20 protein-coding genes are annotated in these 23,530 nt (G+C 74.3%); 8 read left to right on the top strand and 12 right to left on the bottom strand.

The annotated features are described in order from the left end of the window. Nucleotides 1-139: 139 nt before the first annotated feature. Nucleotides 140-2,872, top strand: coding sequence for a DNRLRE domain-containing protein (locus OG594_RS18535; protein WP_266600279.1), 2,733 nt, complete (start codon nucleotides 140-142; stop codon nucleotides 2,870-2,872). Between the two features lie 67 nt (nucleotides 2,873-2,939). Here the strand turns inward: OG594_RS18535 and OG594_RS18540 are convergent, their stop codons facing one another. The 8 genes from OG594_RS18540 to OG594_RS18575 form a co-directional block, all read right to left on the bottom strand. Then, a complete protein-coding gene (locus tag OG594_RS18540) occupies nucleotides 2,940-5,450 on the bottom strand; it encodes an acyl-CoA reductase (RefSeq protein ID WP_266600281.1) in 2,511 nt (836 codons plus the stop codon). A gap of 2 nt (nucleotides 5,451-5,452) precedes the next feature. Further along, nucleotides 5,453-6,601, bottom strand: coding sequence for an acyl-protein synthase (locus OG594_RS18545; RefSeq protein ID WP_266603020.1), 1,149 nt, complete (start codon nucleotides 6,599-6,601; stop codon nucleotides 5,453-5,455). Nucleotides 6,602-6,615: 14 nt separating this feature from the next. Next, the gene (locus OG594_RS18550) at nucleotides 6,616-7,761 is read right to left on the bottom strand and encodes a GNAT family N-acetyltransferase (protein WP_266600283.1); all 1,146 of its coding nucleotides are present in this window, start codon (nucleotides 7,759-7,761) and stop codon (nucleotides 6,616-6,618) included. After that, on the bottom strand, nucleotides 7,758-9,089 hold the full coding sequence (locus tag OG594_RS18555; protein WP_266600285.1) for an MFS transporter: 1,332 nt from the start codon (nucleotides 9,087-9,089) through the stop codon (nucleotides 7,758-7,760). Before OG594_RS18555 ends, OG594_RS18550 begins: the two co-directional genes overlap by 4 nt. Beyond that, on the bottom strand, nucleotides 9,086-10,369 hold the full coding sequence (locus OG594_RS18560) for a phenylacetate--CoA ligase family protein (protein WP_266600287.1): 1,284 nt from the start codon (nucleotides 10,367-10,369) through the stop codon (nucleotides 9,086-9,088). The genes OG594_RS18555 and OG594_RS18560 overlap by 4 nt, the downstream gene beginning before the upstream one ends. Nucleotides 10,370-10,616: 247 nt before the next feature. Then, entirely contained in the window at nucleotides 10,617-13,286 is a 2,670-nt protein-coding gene (locus tag OG594_RS18565) for a DUF6493 family protein (protein ID WP_266600289.1), read from the bottom strand. Beyond that, nucleotides 13,283-14,716, bottom strand: coding sequence for an SWIM zinc finger family protein (locus tag OG594_RS18570; RefSeq protein WP_266600291.1), 1,434 nt, complete (start codon nucleotides 14,714-14,716; stop codon nucleotides 13,283-13,285). Before OG594_RS18570 ends, OG594_RS18565 begins: the two co-directional genes overlap by 4 nt. A 384-nt stretch (nucleotides 14,717-15,100) precedes the next feature. Then, nucleotides 15,101-15,526: a DUF3224 domain-containing protein gene (locus tag OG594_RS18575; protein ID WP_266600293.1), complete on the bottom strand. Its 426-nt coding sequence runs from the start codon at nucleotides 15,524-15,526 to the stop codon at nucleotides 15,101-15,103. 101 nt (nucleotides 15,527-15,627) lie between these two features. Between OG594_RS18575 and OG594_RS18580 the strand changes: the two genes are divergently transcribed. Together OG594_RS18580 and OG594_RS18585 are read left to right on the top strand one after the other, a co-directional pair. Then, nucleotides 15,628-16,599, top strand: coding sequence for a YafY family protein (locus OG594_RS18580; RefSeq protein WP_266600295.1), 972 nt, complete (start codon nucleotides 15,628-15,630; stop codon nucleotides 16,597-16,599). Nucleotides 16,600-16,676: 77 nt separating this feature from the next. Further along, nucleotides 16,677-17,147 (top strand): GNAT family N-acetyltransferase, encoded by a 471-nt coding sequence (locus tag OG594_RS18585; protein ID WP_266600297.1) that lies wholly within the window; start codon nucleotides 16,677-16,679, stop codon nucleotides 17,145-17,147. Here OG594_RS18585 and OG594_RS18590 read toward each other — a convergent pair. After that, nucleotides 17,140-17,643, bottom strand: coding sequence for a hypothetical protein (locus tag OG594_RS18590; protein ID WP_266600299.1), 504 nt, complete (start codon nucleotides 17,641-17,643; stop codon nucleotides 17,140-17,142). The genes OG594_RS18585 and OG594_RS18590 overlap by 8 nt on opposite strands. Before the next feature lie 97 nt (nucleotides 17,644-17,740). Here OG594_RS18590 and OG594_RS18595 point away from each other — a divergent pair, with 97 nt between their 5' ends. Next, complete coding sequence (locus OG594_RS18595; protein ID WP_266600301.1) at nucleotides 17,741-18,037, top strand: hypothetical protein; 297 nt, start codon at nucleotides 17,741-17,743, stop codon at nucleotides 18,035-18,037. 46 nt (nucleotides 18,038-18,083) lie between these two features. On the opposite strand, the gene OG594_RS18600 is transcribed toward OG594_RS18595, so the two are convergent. Both OG594_RS18600 and OG594_RS18605 read right to left on the bottom strand, forming a co-directional pair. Then, complete coding sequence (locus OG594_RS18600; RefSeq protein ID WP_266603022.1) at nucleotides 18,084-18,926, bottom strand: MerR family transcriptional regulator; 843 nt, start codon at nucleotides 18,924-18,926, stop codon at nucleotides 18,084-18,086. 68 nt (nucleotides 18,927-18,994) lie between these two features. Beyond that, the gene (locus tag OG594_RS18605; RefSeq protein WP_266600303.1) at nucleotides 18,995-19,453 is read right to left on the bottom strand and encodes a hypothetical protein; all 459 of its coding nucleotides are present in this window, start codon (nucleotides 19,451-19,453) and stop codon (nucleotides 18,995-18,997) included. A 190-nt stretch (nucleotides 19,454-19,643) separates the two neighbouring features. On the opposite strand from OG594_RS18605, the gene OG594_RS47115 reads away from it, so the two are divergent. The 3 genes from OG594_RS47115 to OG594_RS18620 all read left to right on the top strand — a co-directional run bounded on the left by OG594_RS47115 (nucleotide 19,644) and on the right by OG594_RS18620 (nucleotide 21,437). Beyond that, nucleotides 19,644-19,985: a hypothetical protein gene (locus OG594_RS47115; protein WP_323185246.1), complete on the top strand. Its 342-nt coding sequence runs from the start codon at nucleotides 19,644-19,646 to the stop codon at nucleotides 19,983-19,985. Between the two features lie 352 nt (nucleotides 19,986-20,337). Beyond that, nucleotides 20,338-21,108 carry a peptidoglycan-binding protein gene (locus OG594_RS18615; RefSeq protein WP_266600305.1) on the top strand — a complete coding sequence of 257 codons (771 nt, stop codon included), beginning with the start codon at nucleotides 20,338-20,340 and terminating at the stop codon, nucleotides 21,106-21,108. A 152-nt stretch (nucleotides 21,109-21,260) separates the two neighbouring features. After that, nucleotides 21,261-21,437 carry a hypothetical protein gene (locus OG594_RS18620; RefSeq protein ID WP_266600307.1) on the top strand — a complete coding sequence of 59 codons (177 nt, stop codon included), beginning with the start codon at nucleotides 21,261-21,263 and terminating at the stop codon, nucleotides 21,435-21,437. A gap of 55 nt (nucleotides 21,438-21,492) precedes the next feature. Here the strand turns inward: OG594_RS18620 and OG594_RS18625 are convergent, their stop codons facing one another. After that, the gene (locus OG594_RS18625; RefSeq protein ID WP_266600309.1) at nucleotides 21,493-22,236 is read right to left on the bottom strand and encodes an SDR family NAD(P)-dependent oxidoreductase; all 744 of its coding nucleotides are present in this window, start codon (nucleotides 22,234-22,236) and stop codon (nucleotides 21,493-21,495) included. Between the two features lie 180 nt (nucleotides 22,237-22,416). Between OG594_RS18625 and OG594_RS18630 the strand changes: the two genes are divergently transcribed. Then, nucleotides 22,417-23,493: an RNA ligase (ATP) gene (locus OG594_RS18630; protein ID WP_266600311.1), complete on the top strand. Its 1,077-nt coding sequence runs from the start codon at nucleotides 22,417-22,419 to the stop codon at nucleotides 23,491-23,493. Nucleotides 23,494-23,530: the final 37 nt, after the last annotated feature.

Consider the following 23,530-nt stretch of genomic DNA (forward strand, 5'->3'; position numbering starts at 1 on the left):
GTCAAGTGGGATGAATCGAGCCGCAAATCGCTCTAGGGTGCGCCCTTAGGCACGGCTGTGGACTGCTGTTCGGTGGTTTTCGGCCATGGCCTGTTCGGCCGCACCCTACGGCCGTACCGCACACCGAACTGGGGGATTCATGCGTAGATCCCGAGGGGCGGCGGCCGCGCTCGCCCTGTCCCTGGCCGGCACCGCCCTGGGGGCGGGCCTCGGCCTCGCCCCGCAGGCGGCGGCCGTCACCCCGCCCGTCGCGTTCACCGCCGACCCGCTGGCCACCTGGCAGCCCGACGGCGTCGTCTGGGCCCTCGCCGAGGCCGCCGGCCGGGTCTTCGTCGGTGGCACCTTCTCCACCGTGCGCCCGCCCGACGGAGGCTCCGGAAACGAGCGGTCGGCCGTGAACTTCGTCGCGCTCGACGCCGCGACCGGCGCCCCGACCTCCTGCGAGCTGTCCTTCACCGTCGGCTCGGGCAGCGCCACGGTCCGCGCGCTCGCCCTCTCGCCGGACAAGGCGACCCTGTACGTCGGCGGCTACTTCGGTGCCGTCAACGGCACCCCCGTCTCCAGCCTCGCTGCCGTCGACGTGGCGAGCTGCACGGTGAAACAAGGCTTCCGCCCGGCCTTCGCGGCCACCGTGCGCGCCCTCGCCGTCACCGGCGACACCGTCTACGCGGGCGGCGACTTCCTCAGCGTCGCCGGCCAGCCGCGCCAGCGCTTCGCCGCCGTCGGCGCGGCCGACGGCGCGCTGAAGCCCTTCACCGCCGATGCCGACGAGCCCGGTCGCGCCGTCGAGGTCACCCCGGACGGCGACAACGTGATCCTCGGCGGCGACTTCTTCACCGTCAACGGTACGAACACCCACGCACTGGCCGTCGTCGACGCGACGAGCGGCGCACTCACCAAGTCGTACGCCGGATTCATCGAGACCAACTCCGTGGTCAAGGACATCGCGACCGACGCCTCCGGCTTCTACACCGCCAACGAGGGCACGGGCGGCGGGGTCTTCGACGGTCGGATCGCCCTCAACCTCAGCGACTTCGGCCAGCGCTGGCGCGACACCTGCCTCGGCGCCACCCAGGCCGTCCTGCCCTACCAGAGCGTGCTCTACAGCGCCTCGCACGCGCACGACTGCTCCAGCGTCGGCGAGTTCCCCGACGGCCAGCGCCACCACCTGCTCGCCCAACCCACCACCGGGACCGGCAAGCTCGGCTGGGCCCCCGACACCAACGACGGCATCGGCGAGGGCATCGGCCCGCGCGTGATGACCGTCGGCTCCAAGGGCGGCGTCCAGTACCTGTGGGTCGGCGGGGAGTTCACCACCGTCAACGGCGCGGCGCAGCAGAGCCTGACCCGGTTCGCCTCCACCGGGGACACCGGCGCACCCACCGTGCCCGTGGCGAGCGCGGTCAGCTTCCGGCCCGGTGAGGTCCAGGTGCGCTGGCGCACCAGCCTCGACCTCGACGACAGCGCGCTGACCTACCGGATCTACCGCAACGGTGCCGCCACCCCCCTCGCCACGGTGACCGCCGACTCGCTGTTCTTCAAGCGGCCGCAGGCCTCCTGGACCGACACCACCGCGGCGGCGGGCCAGTCGTACACCTACCGGGTGACGGCCACCGACGCGGCCGGCAACACCAGTGCCCCGTCCGCGACGGCGAGCGTGACCGTCCCGACCGCGGTCGAGGGCTACCCGAACCAGGTCCGCACCGACGGAGCCCAGCAGTACTGGCGCTACGACGAATCGGCCCTGCCCTTCGTCGCCGACTCCTCGGCCGGCGGCAACCGGAGCGGCACGCACCTGAACGCCCCTGCCCTGCGGCAGACGCCCGGCGCGGTCTCCGGCGCGAGCACCGCGATCGGCTTCAACGGCACGGACACCCAGGTGTACGGGGACGCGCGGCAGACCGTGGGCAACACCTACACCCTCGAGACCTGGTTCCGGACGGACACCACCCGGGGCGGCAAGCTCATCGGCTTCGGGAACAACCAGACGCGCGGCAGCAGTCAGTACGACAAGCACATCTACATGACCAACAACGGCCGGCTGGTCTACGGCGTCTACACCGGAGCCACCCGCACCATCACCACCTCCGCCGCCTACAACGACAACCAGTGGCACCACGTCGTCGCCACCCAGGGCCCGGGCGGGATGACCCTCTACGTGGACGGAGTCCAGAGGGGCACCCTCGCCGTCACCACCCACGAGAACTTCTCGGGCTACTGGCACGCCGGCGGCGACAGCCTCGGCGGCTGGCCCGACCGGCCCACGAGCGACTACTGGGCGGGCCGGCTCGACGAGACCGCCGTCTACCCCACGGTGCTCAGCGCGGCGCAGGTGCAGAACCACTACGCACTCGCCACCGCCCCGGCCGACTCGGTGGTCCAGGTGGCCGCCGCGGAGGACACCTACGCCAATGCGGGGGCGCCCGCCACCAACTACGGCACCTCGGGATCGCTCGCGGTGCGCGGCACCTCCTTCTACGCGAGCTACCTGCGCTTCGACCTGCCCGCCGCGCCCGCCGGCACGGTACTGAAGTCGGCCGTGCTCAGCGTGAAGACGAGCACGCAGAGCGGCGCCGGCACCACGGACACCGTCTCGGTCCTCCCGGTCACCGGTTCGTGGAGCGAAGCCGGGACCACGTACAACAACCGTCCCGCGCTGGGTGGTCCGGCGCTCGGCACCTTCGCCGGGATCCCGGACGGTTCGGCGGTGCACACCACCGGGCTGACCACCGCGGGCGTCGCGGCGGCGCTCGGCGGCAGCTACGGCCTGGCGCTCAGCAGCACCGGGACGGACGCCCTGTGGCTGTGGTCCGCCGAGGCGCAGGCGAACGAAGGGACGCCGCAGCTGACGTTCACCTTCGGCGCACCGTGACCTGAGCGCCCCGTGGACGAGGGGGGCGCGGGACAGCCTTCGAGCCGTCCCGCGCCCCCCTCTCGCATCAGCCGCGCGCGTCCACGACGGCGAGGAGCTTGCCGCTGGTCGGGCTGCGGTCCAGCGAAGCGCCGTCCACCGCCTCGACCACCAGGTCCAGCAGCCGCTCCGTCACCGCCGAGCGCAGCTCCGGATAACCGGCCAGGAACACCTCCCGCAGCCGCTCCGGATCCGTCGCCGCGACCCGCTCCACCCGTACGGTCAGCCGCTCCCGCGCGTCGGTGGAGTCGAGCCGGACCTGCACCTCGCCCCGGTGGCCGCCGTGCTCCTGCGCCAGGTCCAGGAAGCGCCGGTAGTTGAGGAAGTACGTCGCCACCCGCATCACGTCGCCGGTGCGCCCCCGCAGCTCGAAGCGCGGCGCGTGCCGTCCGCACGGACAGCGGCCCGGGACCTCCCGGCCGAGGTCGCCTATCACGTACCGGCCCAGGTGCTGGCCGCGCCGGGCGTGCGTGGTGAAGACCAGCCGGCCCGTCTCGCCCGGGACCACCGGGCGGTCCTCCGCCAGGTCCAGGACCTCCATCGTGTGGAGGTCGGCGTGCAGGTGGTGGACGCCGCCGGAGCTCTCGGTGCACTGGTAGCCCAGCGGGCCGAGGTCGGTGCTGCCGTAGGTGATCGAGCGGACGACCTCGATGCCGAAGGTGTCCTTCAGGGTGCGCTGCTGCTCCTCGGTGAAGTGCTCGCCGCCGTAGAACACCTTGCGCAGGCCGCCGTACGCGCGCAGCGCCTCCTCCTGCGCGTGCAGCAGCTGCCACAGGTAGGAGGGCATGCCGAAGAGGGTGTCGGCCCCGTGGTCGATCAGCGCCTGCGCCGTGGCCCGGTGGTCGGGGCCCGCCGACAGCGGCAACTGCACGCCGCCGAGCCGTTCCAGGACGGAGAAGAAGCTGATGAAGCTGCCGTACATGGCACCGCAGTAGAACAGGTTGGCGGTCCGGTCCGAGGCCGGGTCGTAGCCGGCGGCCAGCAGCCCGCGGGCGGCGGCGTGCATCTGCGTGTCGTAGTCGTCGTAACTGAAGACCGACAGCGCGGGTGCGCCGGTACTGCCGCCGCTGCGGAAGTACAGCTCGGCATCGGCGCGCGTCAGCCGGCGGGCCGGCTCCTGCACGTCCTCCTTGCCCAGCAGCGGCCCCGCGGGACGCGGCAGCACCACGGGCCGCACCAGGTCGTCCAGGCAGGCGGTGGTGTCGAAGGCGGCCGGCTCGGCCTGGACCGCGACGCGGCGGCTGTAGCGCTGCAGGGCGTAGACCCCGTCGTGCGGCTCGCCCGCGTAGCTCTCCAGCATGGCGCCGACCGGCGTGACCCGGGTGACGCCCGCGGCCAGGGCCGTGCGGGAGAGCTCGGCGATGTCCGCCGGGCTGCCCGCGATGCCCGCCGTCTGCAGATAGCGGCGCATCGGCCGCAGGGTGGCGATCAGCCGCTTGCGGGGCAGCGGCTTCACCCACACGCTGCGGTGCAGGGGCGAGGCGGTCAGCGGGGACCGGGTGTCGGCCATGACCCGCCACGAGCCGTCGGGAGCGGCGAACACCCGGGTCAGGCCCAGGTGCTCCTCCAGCCGGGCCATCAGCTCGGTGGTGGTCAGTTCGGCCGCCTCCGCCGGGTCCGTGCCGCCGGCCGGAGCGCCCGCCGCGGCCGGCGGCCGGGCGGCGAGGACCGCGGCGAACCGCTCGGCGAAACCGAAGACCTCGTCCTCGTCCTCGGTGTCGAGGTAGACCACCTGCGGGCTGGAGCACGCCTCCTGCTCGAGCAGGCAGACGTCGTCCGCCAGGGCGTCGAGCGTGCGGGCGTCCGACCAGGCGTCGGCCGTCAGGTACGCGAAGGAGATCCGGTGCCCCCACTCCACCAGCCGGCAGCCGGCCGGCACGTGGGCCGCGACCCCTTCGACGGCCGCTTCCCCGCCCCATACGGCGACGGCGTCCGCGGGCGCACACATCAGGCGCAGCCACTCCTGGCGGGAGGAGGGGAAGCGCAGCACGACGATCCGCGCGGCCAGTGCGCCGCTCGGGTCCAGGGCGGCGAGCTCCGCCATCAGGTGCTGGGTCAGGAAGGTGTCGTCGCTGCTGGTCTTGAGCACGTTGACGTTGCCGGCGAGCAGGCCCTCGACGATGCTCAGCGGCGCCACCGTCGCGGCGTTGCCCGGCGCGACGTGGGCGACCAGGCCGACGGGCGCCCACGCCTCGTAGACCGTCTCGCGCGGATCGGCGCGGTTCAACCGGCCGGGCGTCGCGCTGCCGAGCTCCCGGCGCAGCTTGCGGGTCAGCTCCCGCCGGCCGAGGAGGCCGCCCAGCTCGGCCAGGACGGCCGGGTCCTCGCCCTCGGGCAGGTGCGCGGCGAGCCGGGCCCGTACGGGATGCCCGGGGTCCGACAGCGCGGTGGCGAGGGCGTCGCACGCGGCCAGGACGGTCTCGGTCTCCAGGCCCTCCGCGAGCGCGGCCTCGACGGCGGCCGGCAGCTCGGTGAGCCGGCGCCCGGCCTCCTCGTCGCCGATGAACTCGCCCTGCCAGTAGTGCTGGTGCACGCTCACGGTCACACCATTCCCTTCATCAGTTCCGCTGCGGCCACCGCGCAGCTGCGGTTGCGGCTCACCCCGGCCCGGCCGTGGACGGTGAACCAGGGGGTCTCCAGCTCGCATCCGCACGCGCTGCCGGGCTGGAGGGAGGCGAGGTCGCCCATGACCACGCTCTGCGCCGGCACCGAGGTGATGTACGGCGACACGAGGTGCAGGTAGCCCCGTTCCCCGTGGGGCAGGGGTTCGAGCGTGCGGGTGGAGCGGATCGTCACCCGTGACCAGACGGGGGCGTGCAGCCGGTGGTGGTCGCACTCGATGTACGGGATGCAGTGCTCGACCGATCCGAAGGTGTCCCGGATCCGCTCACCCGGAACGCCGAGCTGCTCGGTGACGCGGGCGTACAGCTCCTCCTTGCCGATGCGCCGGTCGGCGTGCCCCTTCCAGCCGCCGCCGAGGACGACCAAGGAGCCCTCGGGCAGGCGCAGCGGAGGCATTCCCATGGCCCGCATCCGCTCCAGGGTGAAGAAGAGGAAGGCCGGGAAGCCGAGGATGCGGACCGGGGCGTCCTCCCGCTCGAAGCGGCGCAGTGCGGCGATGCAGCCGAAGGGGTCGAACTCGTGCTCGCCGCCGGTGTTGCGCAGTGCGTACGCGACGCTGCGCGCGGGGGCGAAGTCGCACAGGTAGTTGTCGGTGAAGGCGGTCCCGAGGTTCAAGGAGGGGGCCGGCTCGTAGCTGTAGAGGAGGTAGTTGACCTCCTGGTCGGGGGTGATCCAGCCGTTGCGCTCGAAGATCCGGGCGACCATGCGCTGGGCGGAGCGGATGGTCCACTCGTCGAAGAACATCTGCGACTTCTGGCCCGTGGTTCCGGAGGAGGTCAGGTGCAGCTCGACGTCCTCGCGGGGGATGGAGAGCACCTCGTGCCGCTTGAAGAAGTTCGCGTGGACGAGCGGCGTACGGTACGGCTCGGCCGGCGCAGTGGCCTCGTACAGGGAGCGGAAGAACGCGGAGCGCTCGGTGTGCCAGGCGTTGCTCTCCGCCATGGCCGCGGCGAACAGTTCGTCCTGCGCGGGTCCGAAGGCGTACGGATCGGTCAGGTCGCACAGCTCTTGCACGTGCGGCAGCAGGGTTGGGTCGGGTACGGAGACCGGCGCGAGATGGGGGTTCACAGGGCTCTTGGGGCTCATGGGGCAACCTCGGATGAAGTGGGCAGGTGTGCCGACGCCCAGGCCGACACGTAGCAGTCCAGGTACGGCTGGAGGGGCGGTTCGACGGCGACGCCGCGGAAGTCGATCCGCTCGCTGGAACGGGACAGCACGGCGTAGTCGTGGAAGCCGTCGCCGTCCGCGCGCATGGCCGGGTAGAGGGCCCCGGCGACGAACCCCTGGGCGAGGAAGGCCGAGAGGGCCTCGTGGTGCGCGAGCGGCACCAGGGCCTCGACGTAGCCGGCGCCCGCGCGGGCCAGGGCCCGGGTGACGGGTTCGAGGTGGGCCGCGGCAGCGGCCGGGTCGGGGTGGGCCGTCAGGAGGCAGCCGTACCCGCCGGCGCGGTTGAGGTAGGCGTAGACCTCGAACCGGCCGTCTTCGGGAGTGAGCAGCACGTTCGGGGTGTGCAGCGGGTAGAACCAGCCCCCGGCGCCCGGGAACCGCTCGCGGAAACGGCGGCGGACAAAGGCTGGTGCCTCGATCACCTCCAGCCGTTCGACCGCCGTGTGCGGCGCGGGCTCCGGGAGCGGGCCGGCGGCGGCCCTGACCCCGGGGTAGTCGATGCCGAGCGCGGACTCGGCCGTGCGCAGCAACGGCAGCATCGGGGCCGGTACTTCGGTGACGGGGATCCGGCGGTCGAGCACTCCGGCGGCGTGACGCGCGTAGAGTGCGAGGCTCTCGCGGGTGCTGAGGTCCACCGCGTTGGGCAGGATGCCCAGCGGCCGGAAGCCGTTGCGGGCGACGACGCGCTGCGGACCGGCGCTGACGGTGCGTACGGTCGCGTACACCGAGTCCAGACGGCCCGTGTCCAGCATCCCGGCGCACAGGGCCTCGGTCAGGGCGGCGGCCAGGCCCGCCGAGCGGTGCTCGGGGTGCACGGCGATGCCCTCCAGGCGGCCGGTGCGGCTGCCCGCCTCGCCGTGGATGGCGGCGGACGCGGTCAGGGCGCCGGTGTCGGCGCAGCGGGCGACGAGCCACAGGGAGTGCGGGTCGGCGATGAGCCGGGCCATCTCGGCCGGGTCGGTGCCGAGGGCCACGGGGTAGTGCGGACCGTAGACGGCGTAGTAGAGCTGGCGCAGCTCGGCGATGTCCGCGCGGACGGCCGGGGTGATCACGGGGCTCATCGCTCGCCTCCGGCGGGTTCCGCGACGGCCGGGTCGGGCGTACGGGAGCCCAGCAGGGCCAGCGCGCACGCGGCCGGGAGCAGCCCGATGCCCTGTACGAGGCAGAGCGTCTGCGGGGAGAGGAAGTCACCGGCGGAGCCGAACACCAGGGACGCCACCGGCAGGGAGGCGCCCAGGACGGCCTGCATCACGGCGAAGAAGCCGGGCTTGTCCGCCGTCGGCACCATCCGCTGGAACAGGGCGACGAACCGCACGCTGACGGCCCCCGCGCACCAGCCGGCCACGGCCAGGCAGCCCGCGACGACCGGGCGCTGCGCGAACAGTCCGGGCAGCGCCAGTGCGAGGGCCATCAGGGCCAGGCACCAGGCGCCGGCGACCGTGGGCCGTCCCGGTACGCGGGTGCCGGTGAAGGCGCCGACGAGCGCACCGGTGCCCAGGGAGGCCTCCAGCAGGGCCACGGTGGCGCCCCCGCCGAAGAGGACCGATCGGGTGTAGAGGGGGATGACGACGAACACGGCGGCGGTGAACAGGTTCGCCGCGGTGAAGCAGATCAAGATCCGCCGTACGGAGGGCAGTTCGGCGAGGATGCGGCGGAGCGGGCGCCGCCGGGTCGGGGCCGCGGCGCCGTCCGCGTCGCCCGCGGCGACGGTACGGAAACGGGCGCTCGCGACGAGTACGGCGGCGCCGAGGTAGGCGGCCGCGCAGCCGGCGGCCAGCCCGGCCACGCCCGCCCGGTCGACGGTCAGGGCACCGAGCAGCGCTCCCGAGAGGCCGGCCAGGGACTGGGTGGACAGCTCGAAGCCGGTGGCCGTCTCGATGTCGGCGTCGTCGACGAGCTCGGGGACGGACGTGGTCAGGCACGGGTCGAAGAACGCCTGGCAGGTGGCCAGGGCGAGACCGGCGGCGTACACGGTGGTGAGCGGCAGGTCGCCGCCGTACGCCCACAGCGCGAGGGCGGCCGAGGAGGCCCCGGCCACGGCGGAGGCGGTGCGCAGCACCGAGCGGTGCGCGATGCGCGCGACGGCCCCGGCGACGACGGGCGCCAGCGCCACGGCGGGCAGCGTGCAGACCGCCATGAACAGCCCCGAGGCCAGTCCCCGGGCTTCGGGCACGGCGTAGGCGACGATCCACCAGGACACGCCGACCTGGAACATGCGCACGGCGGCCTGGGTGAGGACCTGCCCGAGCCATACGGCGGCGAAGGCCCGGTTGCGCAGGATCAGCGGAGCGCGTCGACCGCCGGTCCCGGGCCGCGGCTGCGGCTCCTTCTCCGGCTCCTTCTCCGTGTCGGTCGGGTCGGTCGTGTCGGTCACGGGTGAGGCGGTCATGCGGTCGGCCTCTCGTCGAGGACGCGGACGAGCTTGCCCGAGCGCGGGTTGACGGCGAGGTCGCGGTGGCGCGCCCACTCCACGGACAGCGGGTGCACGAACCCGGCACGCACGCTGTCCGGATACAGCGGCCGTACGGTCTCCAGCTCCGCGACGACGGCCCGGGCCAGCGCCTCACGGCCGTCCGCGACCTGGTCGCGGGCGTCGTCACCGGGGGCCGTCGCCAGTCGCAGGACGAGCCCGTCGCGGCCGTCCCAGCGGCGGACGACGAGCTGCATGCCGACCACGTGGCCCGCGGTGTCCGCCGCGGCCACGGCGTCCTGGGCGTCCTGGGTGTAGAGGGAGACGGGGCCCACGCGCACGCCCTCCTCGGCGCGCCCGAGGATCCTGAAGTGGCCGGGCCCGGTGCCGGTCCACTCGGCCCGGTCGCCGGCGGGGTAGCGGATGATCGGCATGAGGCGGCGGAAGAGACTGGTGACGACCACCCGGCCGGGCCGCCCCGGTTCGGTGATGGGCTCGTCGGTGGAATCGTCGAGGATCTCGACGACCGCGTACGGGGTGAAGGCCCGGTGCACCCGGGCGTCGGGACCGGGCACCGGGCGGCCGAGCAGGCCCGCGTCGACGCTGGCGTATCCGACGGAACGGACCTCGGCACCCGGGAACGCGGTGGCCAGCAGCCGCCGTTGGTCGTCGAAGAGGGCCTCGCCGCCGAAGAGGAGCAACTCCACCGAGTCGATCCGGACACCGGACGCGACGACCTGCTCGGCGAGCCGGCACAGGGTGGTGGTCGTGCCGGTCAGTACCTGGGCGGCGAGATCGCGCAGCGTCGGGATGGTCGATTCCAGTGGCGCGCCGCCGCCGATCGGCAGGCGGACGTTGTCCACGGGTGCGTGGGCGAGCGAATCGAGGACGAAGAGGAAGCTGGCGTACAGCTCCCCGGCGTAGAAGAGGTCGGCGACGCGGTGCCCCGGGCGCAGTCCGGTGTCCACGAGCCCCTCGCCGAAGGCGGTGACGAACGTGCGCCACTCGTCGCGGGTGTAGACGGAGAACTTGGGGGACCCGGTGGTGCCACCGGTCTTGTAGACCGTGGCCTCGCTGAGCGGGCCGGTCAGTACACGGCTGTCGTGCAGGGCGTTGGCCGCCCAGAAGTCCTGCTGGTCGACCACCGGCAGGTCGGTGAGGCGGTCGACGTGCGGTGGCAGGGACGCGTAGAGGTCGCGGTAGTAGGGCGAGTTGTGACGGGCGAAACGTATGAGGTCCGAGAGCTGCTGGGCGGACATGAGCCTTTGCCTGGATGACGGGAACGGGAACGGGAATCACGGCGGGGCGCGGCGAGAGACGGAACTCGCCTGCGGAGTCGGGCCGGTGTGAACGGGGGACCCCCCGGCGCCCCCGTATCCCTCTGACGCACGCCGAAAGCTGACGTGCAGTCACGATGATGGAACATCAGTCCACTCATCGCCAAATTGGCCGCATATTTCCGGACAGTTGGACCGCTTTCAACAATTCTTCCGGTGCGGCCCCCGTTCAGTTGCCCGCGGTGGGAACCCCCTCGTTGCGGCGGAGGGCGTCACGCAGCCGGGCCGCCTGGGCGACCAGGCGCGACGTGCCGCCGCGGGCCGTGATGGCGGCGAGCCCGACCGGTTCGGGCGCCGCCGCCCCGCACCGTTCCACGCAGTCGGCGGCCGTCGACAACAGGTCCCCGGTGCCACGGGGATCGGCCGTCCCCGTGAGCAGCGCGGGCAGGGCGGCCGCCAGCACGGCCCAGGTCGTCGCGTACGCGCCCGTGGCGGCGAGGGTGCGCAGCGAGTCGGCGAGCCGACTGGGCTTGACCGTGCCCAGGGCGATCAGCTCGGCCAGATCGCACCCGAGGCGTACGGCGTCCAGCTCACCCTGGGCGGCGAGGGTGAGGAGCGCGTCCACGGCCCTCAGCCGGTCCTCGGGGTGCCGGGCGCCGAGCCCGGTGGCGACCGCCAGGTGCAGGGCCGGGCCGGCCGGTCCACCGGCCGCGGCGAGCAGGGGCAGCGCTGCGGCCGACTCGCGCGCCTCGTTGACGGCACCGGCCGTGACGACCGGGAGGCACCAGGCGGCCAGGGCCTCCCGGTCCTCGGGCAGGACCGCGATCATCGACGTGTCGTCGCGGCCGTCCCAGCAGCGGTCGGTCGCCGTGCGGGCCTTCGCCAGCTCGTGGAACCGGTGCGGGAACTCGCGCACCACGGTCGTCCGCTGCGCCGTGTCCAGCACGAGACGCGCGGGCGTCACGCCGCCCCACCGGTGCTCCACCGCGGGCGCGGTACGGCGGGTGACGGCCACGGGCCGGCCCGCTTCGCCGAGCCAGGCGGCCAGCCGATCGCCCGCGGGCGTGCCGAGGGCGGCTGCCTCGGGAATGACGGAGGCGTCGCGGCGGACCCGCAGCAAGGCCTGGGCCAAGTCCGCGGGCGCGGGGTCCGCGCCGAGACGGCCGTACTCGGCCAGGCGGGCGACCAGTACGCGCGGGTCCAGCGAGCCCGTCTCCACGGTGGGCGTGGCGAGGAGGAAGGGCACCGGCCGGGACGCGATGCGCTCCGCGGCCTCGGCCACGCGCGCATGGGTGGCGGCGCCGATCGCGGGGTGGTGGCAGTCGCTGCGCCAGGACACGAGGGCCGGATCCGGTGTGCCCGTGGGCGGCGCGTCCAGGACGCAGGCGGCCACGTGCTCCAGGCCGGGCAACTCCTGCGTGTAGTAACGGGACTGTTCGGGGTCCAGCCACCAGCGGTCCGCCAGCGCGGGCCGCAGCGCCTCGGCGAGGGCCGCACGGTCCCGGTACGCGTGCCGGACCAGCCCGTCCAGGGCGCGCTCGAACTCCTCGACGGTGGCGGCGCGCGCGTTGATCACCGCCGCGACGAGCTCCACGGTCTCGGCGACCGTCTCCGGGGCCGGGGCGAGCGGAGCCGGGACCGGGAGCGGCGGCAGGATCTCCTGGTAAGGGCCGGACTCCCCGGTGGGAGCGGCGGCCGGTCCGAGGAGCTCCACCGCCCGGGCCCGGTGGGTCGGACTCAACAGGTGTGCTCGGTCGGCGAGGTCGGCGAGCAGCACGGGATCGTCGGTGAGGTGGGAGGCGACCAGCTTCAGCGCGCGCTCCTGGATGTCGGTGTCCGCGTGCCCGAACGCCTCGGCGAGCTCCGGCAGCAGCTCGGGAGCGGCGGCCGGGTTGCGGGTGAGCTCCTTGCCGATCAGTACGAGTTGCGAGCGGACCAGCTTCTTCTCGGGGCGGAAGAGGACGGCGGCCGACATCTCGGCGAGCCGGCGGGGGACCAGGTGGCCCGCCGCGGCGAGCCGGGCGAGGGTCTGCTGGGCGGTCCCGGCGACGGCGGACGGGGCGTCGGCGGCCATCGCGATCCAGTCGGCGACCCGCTCCCGTTCCTCCTCGGCGGTCGGCCGGAGGGCTTCCAGGATCTCCTGGTAGGGCTTGAGCTGGGCGGGCTTGCCGCCGCGCAGCAACCGTGCGGTGCACCCGTCCAGTAGCACGGCGCGGTCCAGGAGCCCCTCCTCGGCCAGGGCGGCCAGCGCGGTCGGCCAGTGGTGGGGGTGGTGCGGTTCCCGGGGCCAGGTGAAGGACCGGACCGGTTCGGCGGTCTCGAAGAGCCGCGGGACGAGCGCGGTGAGGTGGGGGTCGCGGCGCAGGGCCACCACGAGGGGGCTACGGGAGGCTCCCATGGCCGCTGCCCAGCCCTCCACGCAGCCGTCGGTGGTGGGCAGCGGAGCGCCGGCGAGCCGGACGAGTTCGCTGATCAGCGGGTAGTCCTGTTCGGCGGTGGCCGGCCGCGCGGCCAGCCGGTGGGCGAGGTCGCCGAGCCACTTCGGATCCCGGCCGGACAGGACGTCGAGCAGTGCGGCGGTGGGCGCCTGCGCCCCCCAGCGGCGCAGATCGGCGGCGCCGATCCAGGTGGCCGCGGCCGCAGCCCCGGTGGTGCAGCCGGCTCCGGCCACCACCAGGGCCGGGTTCATCCGGTTGCGGTCCTCCCAGCGCTCCCACCGCGAGGAACGCAGTTCGCCGCGCAGTTCCTTCAGGCCGGCGAGCAGCGCCCGGCGCTGTACGGGTTCCAGCGGCCGCAGGAGGCCCGGCAGCTGGGTGGTGCGGCCCGCCCGTACGGCTGCGAGGACCTCCTCGGTGAGGTGCGCGGCGGGGGTCGTGGTGGGGGTCGCGGTGGGGTTCATCGTGCGGCTCCGGAAGGGACGGGAGAGACGGAAGAGGAGGCGGAGGAGGCGGAAGGGGCGGCGGAGGCGGCGGCCCGCAGGGCCATCCGGGTGGCCAGCGCGTGCTTGCAGGGGCCGCGGCGGCCCCGGTGGTCGGCCCACCACTGGCAGGTGCAGCTGAGTGCGCCGCCGGATTCGCGCACCTGGTAGCGGCGTTCACCGGAGGTGACCTGGGCGGTACCGGGCCCGCCCAGGGTGACCGCGCCGGCTGCCAGCAGGGAGCGGGCGGCGACCAGCCGCGGGTTGTGCCGCTCGGCGCGGCGGGCGTCGTAGGGGAGTTCGCGGTGGAAGTGGGCGGCTTCGGCGATGTCGTAGCCGACCCGGCCGGCCGTACCGAGGCGGGTCAGGGCCGCCCGTACGCGATCCACCGGGAGCCCCGACTGTTCGGCCAGATCGGCCGGATCGATGCGCGGCTCCCAGGCGAGCAGTACGGAGATCAGCTCGGCGTCCTCGGCCGCCGCGTCGGTGGCCAGGGCCTCCAGGACGCCGCCCTCGCCGGAGAAGCCGCGGGCGGCCTCCGGGGAGAGGGTGAGCGTGAGCCGCATCCCGGGCAGGGTGACTTCCCAGGCGGAGGCGGTGGGTTCGGCCCCGGCCGGCGCCGGACCGTATACGCGCAGGCCCGTGGCGTGCCGCAGCACCCGCTGGAGGGCGGCGAGACGCTCGGGGCCGGGCAGGCAGACGGCGCCGGGCACCGGCCGGGTGGTGGGGCGCAGCGTACGACCGGCGGGAACCACCCACAGGGCGCCGCTCGCGGCGCCGCCGCCCACGGCCGTACGGGGCAGGGAACGGAGGAAGCGCGTCGCCTCGGCGGCGGTCAGTTCGGCCCGCAGGTCGAAGCCGGTGGTGACGGCCTGGGACTCGGCGAAGCCGCGCAGCCAGCGCTCCGGCAGCGGAACCTTCTTCTCCACGACCGGCCCGTCGAGCGTTGTCACCGCCATCTCGTCGGGGCCGACCCGCAGGTGCAGCGGGTCGTCACCGCTCAACCGGGACAACGCCTCGCGCAGCGGGTTGTTGACGTCGACGTTGGTGGTGCCGTGGCCGGTGTCGGCGCCGCGCAGACCCTCCGGCAGTACGTCGAGCCGGGCGTACACCCCGCAGCACCCGGAGAAGGACTCGAAGCGCAGCCGGTCGCCGTTGCCGGTGACGACCGGGTCGAGCGAGGCGGGCAGGGTGCGCCGGTAGTAGCGGGCCGCGGCCACGTCCGCGACGGCGAGCAGGGCCCGCGCGGCTGCCTGAGGGGCGCTCAGGAACCCGGCGAAGAACTGGGGGTGGGGGTCCGCCCCGGCCGGGGTCAGACCCCCGGCCGTCTCCAGGTTGAGGGCCTGACCCGCCTCGGCGGCGGTCAGTGAGGAAGGGCGTGCGTAGGCGAAGGTATGTGCGGTCCGCGTCATGTTCGAGACGCTAGGGGGACCCACTGACAACGCCGGTCGCCCGCCGGCGGCGGGGCCCGACGAGCGGAGCGGACGTCAGTCGACCATCAGCTCGTCGAGACCGCGGACGGACTCCGGGGCGACCGTGTCCTCGGCCAACGCCACCGGCCCGGCGTGGCATTGCCGGGTGCCGGGTGCCGGGTGCCGGGTGCCGGGTGCCGTGTGCGAGCAGCTGCCGCACGTCCGCGAGGACGGCTGCGGCGGTGAGCGGCGATTCCTCGAGGAGCGCCGCCACGCGCGTTCGGTGCGACACGCTCACGAACGTTCCCGCCGGGGCGGAGCGCAACGGTGCGATGACGCCGGCATGATTGCCGCCGACCGGGGGGACCGCCAACGCCCGGGCCCTCAACGGGACGGGCTCTCACCCAGGTCGTAGGTGAAGGCGTACGCGACGGAGGCGTCGCCGTGCCGGTAGGTGAAGCCTCCGGAGCCCGTCAGTCCCACGAGGTCCCCGGTGCCGGAACCGGGGACCACCTCGAAACGACAGACCGTGCCGCCGGCATCGAAGGTGCCGCGCTCCTCCAGCACGAAACTGCCCTTGCGGCCGTCGACGCTGCCGCGGACCAGCTCCATCCCGCTGTAGGAGCCGATGTTCTCCCCGGTGTAGGCGATCGTGTAGTCGCAGGCGGTCTCGGCGGCCGCGATCCCCCCGGTGAAGGCGTTGTTGACATGGGCGTGGGCGAGCCGCGGGACGGCGTCCACGGCGCCGACGGGGCTCTCCTCCCAGTTGGCGAAGGTGAAGCGGCCACCGGTCTCAACGGGCGTGGGCATGACGGTCCTCCCGGGCGGCCGGACGGTCCCTCCGCCCGGCGTGCCCCCAGGCTGGCACCCGTACCTGACACCTTCTGTCAGGTACGGGTGACAATGACGCCATGCGCGCCGACCGGCTCCTCTCCCTGCTCCTGCTGCTGCAGAACCGCGGCCGGATGACCGCCCCCGAACTCGCCGCCGAGCTGGAGGTGTCGGTGCGCACGATCCACCGCGACATCGACGCCCTCGGCGCCTCCGGCGTCCCCGTGCTCGCCGACCGCGGCCCGGCCGGCGGCTACCGGCTCGCCGACGGCTACCGCACACGCCTCACCGGCCTCACCGACACTCAGGCCGGTTCCCTCTTCCTCGCCGGCGCACCGGGACCCGCACAGGAGCTCGGCCTCGGCGCCGATCTGGCCGCCGCCCAGCTCAAACTCCAGGCCGCGCTGCCGGCCGCGCTCGCCGCCCGGGCCCGCCGGATCCAGGACCGCTTCCACCTCGACGCGCCCGGCTGGTTCCGGGAGGCCGACCCCGTCCCGCACCTCGCGCAGATCGCCCAGGCCGTCTGGGACCAGCACGTGCTGCGCACCCACTACCGCCGCTGGCGCGGCGAGGTACGGCGCGAGCTGCATCCGCTCGGCCTCGTCCTCAAGAGCGGCATCTGGTACCTCGTCGCCGATGTCGCGGATGCCGACGGAGCCGTACGGACCTACCGGGTCTCCCGGTTCCTGACGGTGGACACCGCCGCGGAGCGCTTCGAACGGCCCGCCGGATTCGAACTGGCCGCGCACTGGTCGCAGTCCACCAGCCGCCTGCACGCAGCCCTCCACCAGCAGACCGCCGAACTACGGCTGTCCCCGCGCGGACAGCGGCTGCTGCCGATGCAGTTCGGGGCGGCCGGCACCCGGGCGCTCGCCGATGCCGGCCCCGCCGACGCGGACGGCTGGGTCCGGCTGCGGATCGCCGTCGAGTCCCAGGCCGTCGCCGTGGGTGACCTGCTGCGCCTGGGCACGGAGGTCGAGGTGCTCGGCCCGCCCGAACTGCGCCGCGCCCTCGCCGAGACGGTGACCACGCTGGCCGGACGCTACGCCTGATACGGGACCGGGCCCGCGCCGCGCACCTCGTAGGGTGGGCCGTCGAGATCGCACACCGGGGGAGAGGGAGAGCGCGCATGGAGATCGAGCTGCGCGAGACGAACGACGACGACCTGGCCGTCTTCTGGGAGCAGTTGACGCACCCGGGCCTCCAGCAGATGGCGGCGATCACCAGGAAGTACCACTACGACCGGGGCCACTTCGACACGCATTGGGCGAAGGTGCGCAACGACCCGGCCGTGCTCCTGCGCACCGTGCTGGCCGACCGGGTCGTGGTCGGCCACGCCGCCGTGTTCGGGCCGCCGCAGGAGCGCGAGGTGACGTACGTGATCGGCCCGGAGCACTGGGGACGGGGCATCGCCACCCGGGCGCTGGCCGCGTTGATCCGGCTGGAGGGCACCCGCCCCCTGCACGCCGGGGCGGTGGCCGACAACACGGGCTCGATCCGGGTGCTGGAGAAGTGCGGGTTCACCGTCACCGGCCGCACCCGCGATTTCGCCATGGCCCGCGGCCAGGAGGTGGACGTCGTCCTGCTCACCCTCAGCTGAGCGGGCTCCCGCCCGGCCCTGCGGCGCCTCCGGGCGCTCCCGGCCCGCCCGGGGGCTCCACCTCCAGGAAGCGGCGCCGTCGAGGGCCCCGGTACAGCAGACACACCCAGCCCAGCCGTTCCAGCACGGCCGCGCAGGCCGCGAGCCGCTCCTGTTCCTCCCCGGCCGCACCGCCGCCCGCCGGTCCCAGCCAGGTCACCTCCACCCGCCCGGGTTCCGTTGCGGCCGCCACGCGGTAGCCCGTCCGCGTACGCACCCCCCGGGCGTCCAGCGCCGACGGCACGATCCCCGCCGCCTCCAGTACGAGGGCCACCGCGCGCGGCAGCTGCCGTACCTCCCACGGCGCGGGAACCGCCGCGCCCGCCGGGCCGTTCACCAGACGGCGGATCTGTAGCAACCCCTCGTACGCGGTGCGCAGCTCCGCCGCACGCCCGCCGGGCGCCGCTGCCGGGCCGTCGCCGGTCGCGGGCTCGAAGCCCTGCCCGGGTACCGCCATCACCCACCACCCATCCCGCCCGTCTGAGTACCTCACACCCAACGGCCTGAGTATCCACCCCGATTCCCCGACGCCGTGCTGCTGGTCGAATGGGGACATGACTTCAGACGCCCCGAGCGGCCGGGCCGCCAGCCCGCGCATGCAGCATGTGACCACGGCCGGCTCGGCCCTGGCCGTGGCCCTGGTCCCGCTCGTCGTGGGCGTCCTGTTCGCCAAGGCGATGGCCGCCGACCCGATGACCCCGGTCAACGCCCTGATCGCGGGCGGCGGCCAGCGGGCCGCGCTGCCCCGGGGCGAGTGGAAGCGGCGCGGCCACAACACCGTGCGCAGGCTGCGCACGGCCCGGCGCGACACGGCCCGGCGGTGCGCCCGCGCCTGCGGACGCCGCCCCTGAGGACCTGCGGGGCCCGCCGTCCGTGCACCGGGGCGGGGCGAGGGTGTCAGGACGTGGCGGCCAGGGGCTCCTGGAGTTCGGTGACCCACTGGTCCGGATCCTCCGGGCAGGCCAGGGTCAGCTCGCGCGCGTACCCGGCCGAGCGGTGCCCGTGCGCATCGATCCACCGCGCCAGGGCCTGCGACGTCGGCAACACGCCGTCCATCGAGCCGCGGTGCACCACGGTGGCGGCCCGCTCCACCGCCGGCAGCGTGACGATCCGTACCTCACCCCCGAGGTCCTCGGCGCGGACCGAAGCCGCCACCGGCAGTCCTGCGTGGACGAGGACGGCCCCCGCGGGTCCGCCGGCGGCCGCGTCCTCGTAGTAGGCGGTGCCGGGGCCGGTCGGGACGACTCCGGCCTCCTCGATCCGGCGGCACAGCTCTTCGTAGAGCGGCCCGATGACCGGCCCGATGTCCTGCGGTTCGTAACTCCCGGCCGTGCCGGTCAGCTCGGCGAGCCGGACGGGCGGGAGGCTCTTCACGACGATGTCGTCGGCGGGCATGGTTCCCTCTTCCTCGATGGTCCGGAGCCTCGCCTCGACCTGGACCAGCCGGGCCGCCGCGGCGGCCATGGCGGTCTCCAGCTCGGCCTGCCGCAGCCGCAGCATGCCGCGCAGCTCCTCCGCACCCACCCGCTCGCCGAGGATCGTCCCCACCTGGTCGAGTGAGAAGCCGAGTTCCTTGAGCGCGATGATCCGGTTGAGGCGGGCGAGCTGCCCGGCCTCGTAGGAGCGGTAGCCGGTGAAGGGGTCGACACGCGCCGGGCGCAGCAGTCCGAGGGCGTCGTAGTGACGCAGCATGCGGACCGACACCCGGCCGTGCTTGGCGAAGTCTCCGATGGTGAACATGACGCTCTCCACTACAAGGTCTGACACAGGGGGAGGGTCAAGCGTCGCACCGGCGACGGACGCCGTGGTCAGCGCCCGTACTGCCGCAGACAGAGGTCGACGATGGACGGCGGTACCGCGCCCTCCGCGGCCGCGCACAGCTGGTCCAGGCGGGGCGGCGGGGCCGGCCGCCGCCGGGGATGGGCCGGCGCCGGCCCGGGCGCCCGTTTGCGCCGCGGCGGCGCCGCCTTCGCGACCCGCTCGCGCGCGGGCTCCGGGGCCGGCTCCGGATCCGACTTCGGGACCTGTTCCGGGGCGTCCGCGCCCGGGTTCGGGCCCGGGTCCGGGGCCGGGTCCGGAGCGGGCGCGGCGGCCTCGGGCAGGGCCCCCAACGGCAGGGCCAGGGGCGTCGGGACCTCGGGCGCCTCGGCCGGCGGTACGGATCCCCGTACGGGAGCCGGAGCCGGATCCCCGGGCCCGACGGAGACGCAGCCGGTGCTGGCGAGGAGCACGACGAGGGAGAGGGGCACGGCACGGCGTAACTGCATCCGACCACCTTGCCGTACGGCCGGGCCGGCCCGGTCCTCCTCTCACGCGTGCGGGTGACACCGGCCCGGCGGGAATGGCCGGGGCCCGTGGGGAATTGGAACGGCAGTACGGGTGAAGGGGGAGGCGCGACCCCCGGCTCCCCGTACCGCCGTGTCCTGCCCGCCGATCGACCGTACGGAGTGCCGATCCATGACCTCAGCCGCCGCGCCCGGCAACGATCCCGCGCCGCCCTCCGAGTCGGGCCCGCCCGAGCCCGGACTGACAGGGCCCGGACTGCTCGGGGGGCCCGAGCCCACGGCCGGGCCGGGAGCCGGACCCGCCCCGGGGGTCGGACCCGCACCGGGGACCGGTGCCGCCCCGTGGCAGGGCTGGGCGGCCGTCTGCGCCGTCTCGCTCGGCATCTTCTGCCTGATCACCTCCGAGCTGCTGCCCGTCGGGCTGCTCACCCCCGTCGGGGCCGCCCTGATGTTCGCGGCGGCCGCCACCGTGTGGGTCGCGGCGATCCGCCGCACCCCCCGCACCCCCGGCTGATTTCGGGGAGCGGCGGGAGCGGCGCGCCCGACAGATCGGATGGACGGGGGCGGATCGGACACCCGGCTTGACCCGGCCCCCGCCGGAGGGCAAGAGTGCGCCGATCGAGCACCACAGCGTGAGCCGCACCTCGGAGATACGTCAGATGCCCCTATCCGTTCGCCCGTCGATCGACCCGACCGAAATCGGCGGTTCTCCGGCACACAGCGCATGCGACGTACTCGGCACGCCCGGCGCCCCCGCCGCCGGTGCGGCCCCGGCTCCCGCCGCCCGGCGGCGCGGAGTCTGACCGACCGGGTGGGGGCCGGCACCGCACCGCCGCGCCGGCCCCCGTCCCCGCCGGGAGACCACCATGCGCCAGGACCCTGATGAGAGCGGGATCGTCCCCGACGACCACCTGCTCGTACGCCCGTACGTCGCCCACTCGGGCCCGCCGCCCCGGTCGACCGTGCCCGCCTGGCCGCAGACCGGGCCCCTTGCCTTCCCCGGCCCCGCGCACGTCCAGGAATCCCGAGTTCCGGTCGCCGTTCCCGGTGCCGCGCCCGGCTCCGGTTCCGCCCCGGCTGCGGGCCGCAGCGCCGGCCGGGGGCACCGCAGCCGGCTTCCGTTCGCCGCCCTGACCCTGTTGGCGCTCGCCGCGGTGGGCGCCCTGGTGATCCTGCTGAGCGGCTCCGACCCGCAGCCGCCCCGGGCCGGGGCGCCCGCCGAGCTGTCCGTACCGAAGCTGCCGGCGGGCGGCCCGGGCTCCGGCGCCGAGGCCGACGTACCCGGCCCGAGCGCGTCCGCATCCTCCCCCGGCGCCTCCGCTGCCGCCTCCGCACCGCCCACTCCCTCCCGGGAGCCGGGCGCGTCCGCGAGCCGGGGCCCGAAACCGCCCTCCTCGCCCAGCGCTTCGGTCCCGAGCCCGCCGAGCTCCTCCGGAACGCTGCGGATGGGCGACAGCGGCTCCGAGGTGCGCGCCCTACAGGAGCTGCTCCGCGGGCAGGGGTTCACGTACGTCTCCGTCACCGGGGTCTACGACAGCCAGACCAAGCGGGGCGTCGGCCAGTTGCAGCGCGACCGCTCCATCAAGGGCGACCCTCCGGGCGTCTACGGCCCGGCCACCCGGGCGGCGATGGGCTGACCGCCCGCCGATCCGGCAGGCGGTGCACGGAACCTCACCCATTTGATTGAACGCGTTCAGTTCTTCTGTCAAGCTACAGGGTGAACGCAGGAGCGGGCGCTTTCGTGAGCCCCGCTCCCGGCGGAAACGTCTCTGCGCCCACGGGGGTTCCCTTGTCCGTCCCGGTCCCGCCACCCGGTCCGCCGCTGCCCCCGCACCCCTACCGGGTGTCCGCGCCCGCGCCGGACGAGAACGCCGTGGCGAAGGCCTTCGCGCGTTCCTGCCTCGGCGCCGTCCTCGTCATGCTGCTGGCTCTCCTGGTGGTCTTCCAGCACGGCTCGTGGATGTGAGTCCCGCGCCGGACCGCCGCGCGGATCGGCCCTGCCGGCAGCCGGTCCCACGGGGTCAGCGACCGCCGGAGACCCGTAGCACCGTGCCCGTCGTGTACGAGGCGTCCGCGGAGAGCAGCCAGGCGATCGCCCCGGCGATCTCGTCGGGCCGGCCGGGCCGGCCGAGCGGGATCCCGGCCGCGGCCTTCGCCGGACGGTCGGGATCGCCCATCGCCGCGTGCATGTCGGTCTCGATGATGCCCGGAGCCACGGCGTTGACCCGGATCCCGTCCGGGCCGAGTTCCTTGGCGAGCCCCACGGTGAGCGCGTCGACGGCCGCCTTGGTCGCCGCGTAGTGCACGTACTCTCCGGGACTGCCGAGGGTGGCGGCCGTGGAGGAGACGTTCACGATCGCCCCGCCGCCGCCCGCCGCCATGTCCCGGGCGGCCCGGCGGCAGCACAGCAGGTATCCGAGGAGGTTCACCTCCACGACCCGCCGCAGGTCCTCGGTGCGGGCATCGGCGAGCCGGCCCAGCGGGCCGGTCACCGCGGCGTTGTTCACCAGCCCGGTCACCCCGCCGAGTTCGGCGCCGGCGATGTCGAAGAGCCGCTCCACGGCGCACTCCTGGGAGATGTCACCGCGCACGGTCACACAGCGGGCCCCGGCGGCCCGCACCCGCTCGGCGACGGCCCCGGCCGCCGCCGCGTCCCGGGTGTATCCGAGCGCCAGATCGTGCCCGTCGGCGGCCAGCCGCAGACAGGTCGCCGCACCGATGCCCCTGCTCCCGCCGGTGACGACGGTGACCGGACGAGCTGACACGGGGACCTCCTGCGGGACGTGGAACCCGGGACGCCAGGGACGACAGGGGTGCCGGGGCGGGCAGGTTAACACCGTGATATTCGCTGGACCAGCGGAAATGGCCAGAAGCAGAGTGGTCGTCACCGACGCGCCGCACCACCGGGCGTCGGCCGTGTCCCCGACCCCTGTTGGAGCCGTCCCATGTCGACCCTGCGCGTCACCGCCGAAGAACTGACCGTCCACGAGCACCCGAACGCGGATGCGCTGGAACTGGCCCAGGTGGGCCTGTACCGCGCCGTGATCGCCAAGGGTGCCTACCGCACGGGAGAGTTCGCGGTCTACATCCCCGAACAGGCCGTGCTGCCGGCGGATCTGATCGAGGAGCTCGGCCTCACCGGGCGGCTCGCGGGCGGTTCCGCCGACCGGGTCAAGGCGGTCCGGCTGCGCGGCGAACTCTCGCAAGGACTGGTGTGCAGGCCGCGCGTGCTCGCCGATGTGGACCTGGCGCAGGCGGCCAAGGAAGGGACGGACTTCGCGGAGCTGCTCGGCATCACCAAATGGGCCCCGCCGATACCCACGACCATGAACGGCGACGTCGAAGCCGCGGCCGACCTCATGCCGTGGGTCGACATCGAGAACCTCCAGCGCTACCCGCACATCTTCGAGCCCGACGAGCCGGTCGTCCTCACCGAAAAACTGCACGGCACCGCCTGCCTGTTCACGTACGTGGCCGAGGGCGAGCGGTCCTACGTCTCCTCCAAGGGGTTCGGCTCGAAGGGGCTGGCGCTCAAGGAGGACGAGCGCAACCTCTACTGGCGGGCCGTACGCGGGCACCGCGTGGCGGAGGTCGCGGCGGCCCTGGCCGACCGCCTCGGGGCGTCCCGGGTCGGGATCTTCGGTGAGGTGTACGGCAAGGGCGTCCAGGACCTCTCGTACGGGACCGACGTCCGTACCGCCGACGCGCCACCCGGATACGCCGTCTTCGACGTCTCCGCCGAGATCGACGGGCACACGCGCTGGCTGGACCCGGCCGCCGTCCTGACGGACGGTGAGCTTCCGCTGGTACCGCGGCTGTACGAGGGCCCGTACGACCTCGACACCGTGCTGGAGCTGGCGAGCGGCCGCGAGACCGTCTCCGGGAAGGCGGTGCACCTGCGGGAGGGCGTCGTCATCCGGCCGGCGGCGGAACGGTACAGCCCGGTCGTGGGCGGCCGCGCCATCGCCAAGGCGGTCAGCCCGGCGTACCTGACCCGCAAGGGCGGCACCGAGTACGAGTGAGCACGCGGCAGCGCGCTGCCGTGTCGCGCCGTGTCGC

It is taken from the genome of Streptomyces sp. NBC_01214 (assembly GCF_026340975.1).
GTDB lineage: Bacteria > Actinomycetota > Actinomycetes > Streptomycetales > Streptomycetaceae > Streptomyces.

What these genes read in the sequence shown, in the direction of transcription:
- OG594_RS18535 (WP_266600279.1), top strand. Translation starts at nt 140, where the DNA reads ATGCGTAGATCCCGAGGGGCGGCGGCCGCGCTCGCCCTGTCCCTGGCC.
- OG594_RS18590 (WP_266600299.1), bottom strand. Translation starts at nt 17,643, where the DNA reads ATGGCGGTACCCGGGCAGGGCTTCGAGCCCGCGACCGGCGACGGCCCG.
- OG594_RS18580 (WP_266600295.1), top strand. Translation starts at nt 15,628, where the DNA reads ATGCGCGCCGACCGGCTCCTCTCCCTGCTCCTGCTGCTGCAGAACCGC.
- OG594_RS47115 (WP_323185246.1), top strand. Translation starts at nt 19,644, where the DNA reads ATGACCTCAGCCGCCGCGCCCGGCAACGATCCCGCGCCGCCCTCCGAG.
- OG594_RS18595 (WP_266600301.1), top strand. Translation starts at nt 17,741, where the DNA reads ATGACTTCAGACGCCCCGAGCGGCCGGGCCGCCAGCCCGCGCATGCAG.
- OG594_RS18565 (WP_266600289.1), bottom strand. Translation starts at nt 13,286, where the DNA reads ATGAACCCCACCGCGACCCCCACCACGACCCCCGCCGCGCACCTCACC.
- OG594_RS18550 (WP_266600283.1), bottom strand. Translation starts at nt 7,761, where the DNA reads ATGAGCCCCGTGATCACCCCGGCCGTCCGCGCGGACATCGCCGAGCTG.
- OG594_RS18615 (WP_266600305.1), top strand. Translation starts at nt 20,338, where the DNA reads ATGCGCCAGGACCCTGATGAGAGCGGGATCGTCCCCGACGACCACCTG.
- OG594_RS18605 (WP_266600303.1), bottom strand. Translation starts at nt 19,453, where the DNA reads ATGCAGTTACGCCGTGCCGTGCCCCTCTCCCTCGTCGTGCTCCTCGCC.
- OG594_RS18585 (WP_266600297.1), top strand. Translation starts at nt 16,677, where the DNA reads ATGGAGATCGAGCTGCGCGAGACGAACGACGACGACCTGGCCGTCTTC.
- OG594_RS18560 (WP_266600287.1), bottom strand. Translation starts at nt 10,369, where the DNA reads ATGTCCGCCCAGCAGCTCTCGGACCTCATACGTTTCGCCCGTCACAAC.
- OG594_RS18600 (WP_266603022.1), bottom strand. Translation starts at nt 18,926, where the DNA reads ATGTTCACCATCGGAGACTTCGCCAAGCACGGCCGGGTGTCGGTCCGC.
- OG594_RS18555 (WP_266600285.1), bottom strand. Translation starts at nt 9,089, where the DNA reads ATGACCGCCTCACCCGTGACCGACACGACCGACCCGACCGACACGGAG.
- OG594_RS18575 (WP_266600293.1), bottom strand. Translation starts at nt 15,526, where the DNA reads ATGCCCACGCCCGTTGAGACCGGTGGCCGCTTCACCTTCGCCAACTGG.
- OG594_RS18630 (WP_266600311.1), top strand. Translation starts at nt 22,417, where the DNA reads ATGTCGACCCTGCGCGTCACCGCCGAAGAACTGACCGTCCACGAGCAC.
- OG594_RS18570 (WP_266600291.1), bottom strand. Translation starts at nt 14,716, where the DNA reads ATGACGCGGACCGCACATACCTTCGCCTACGCACGCCCTTCCTCACTG.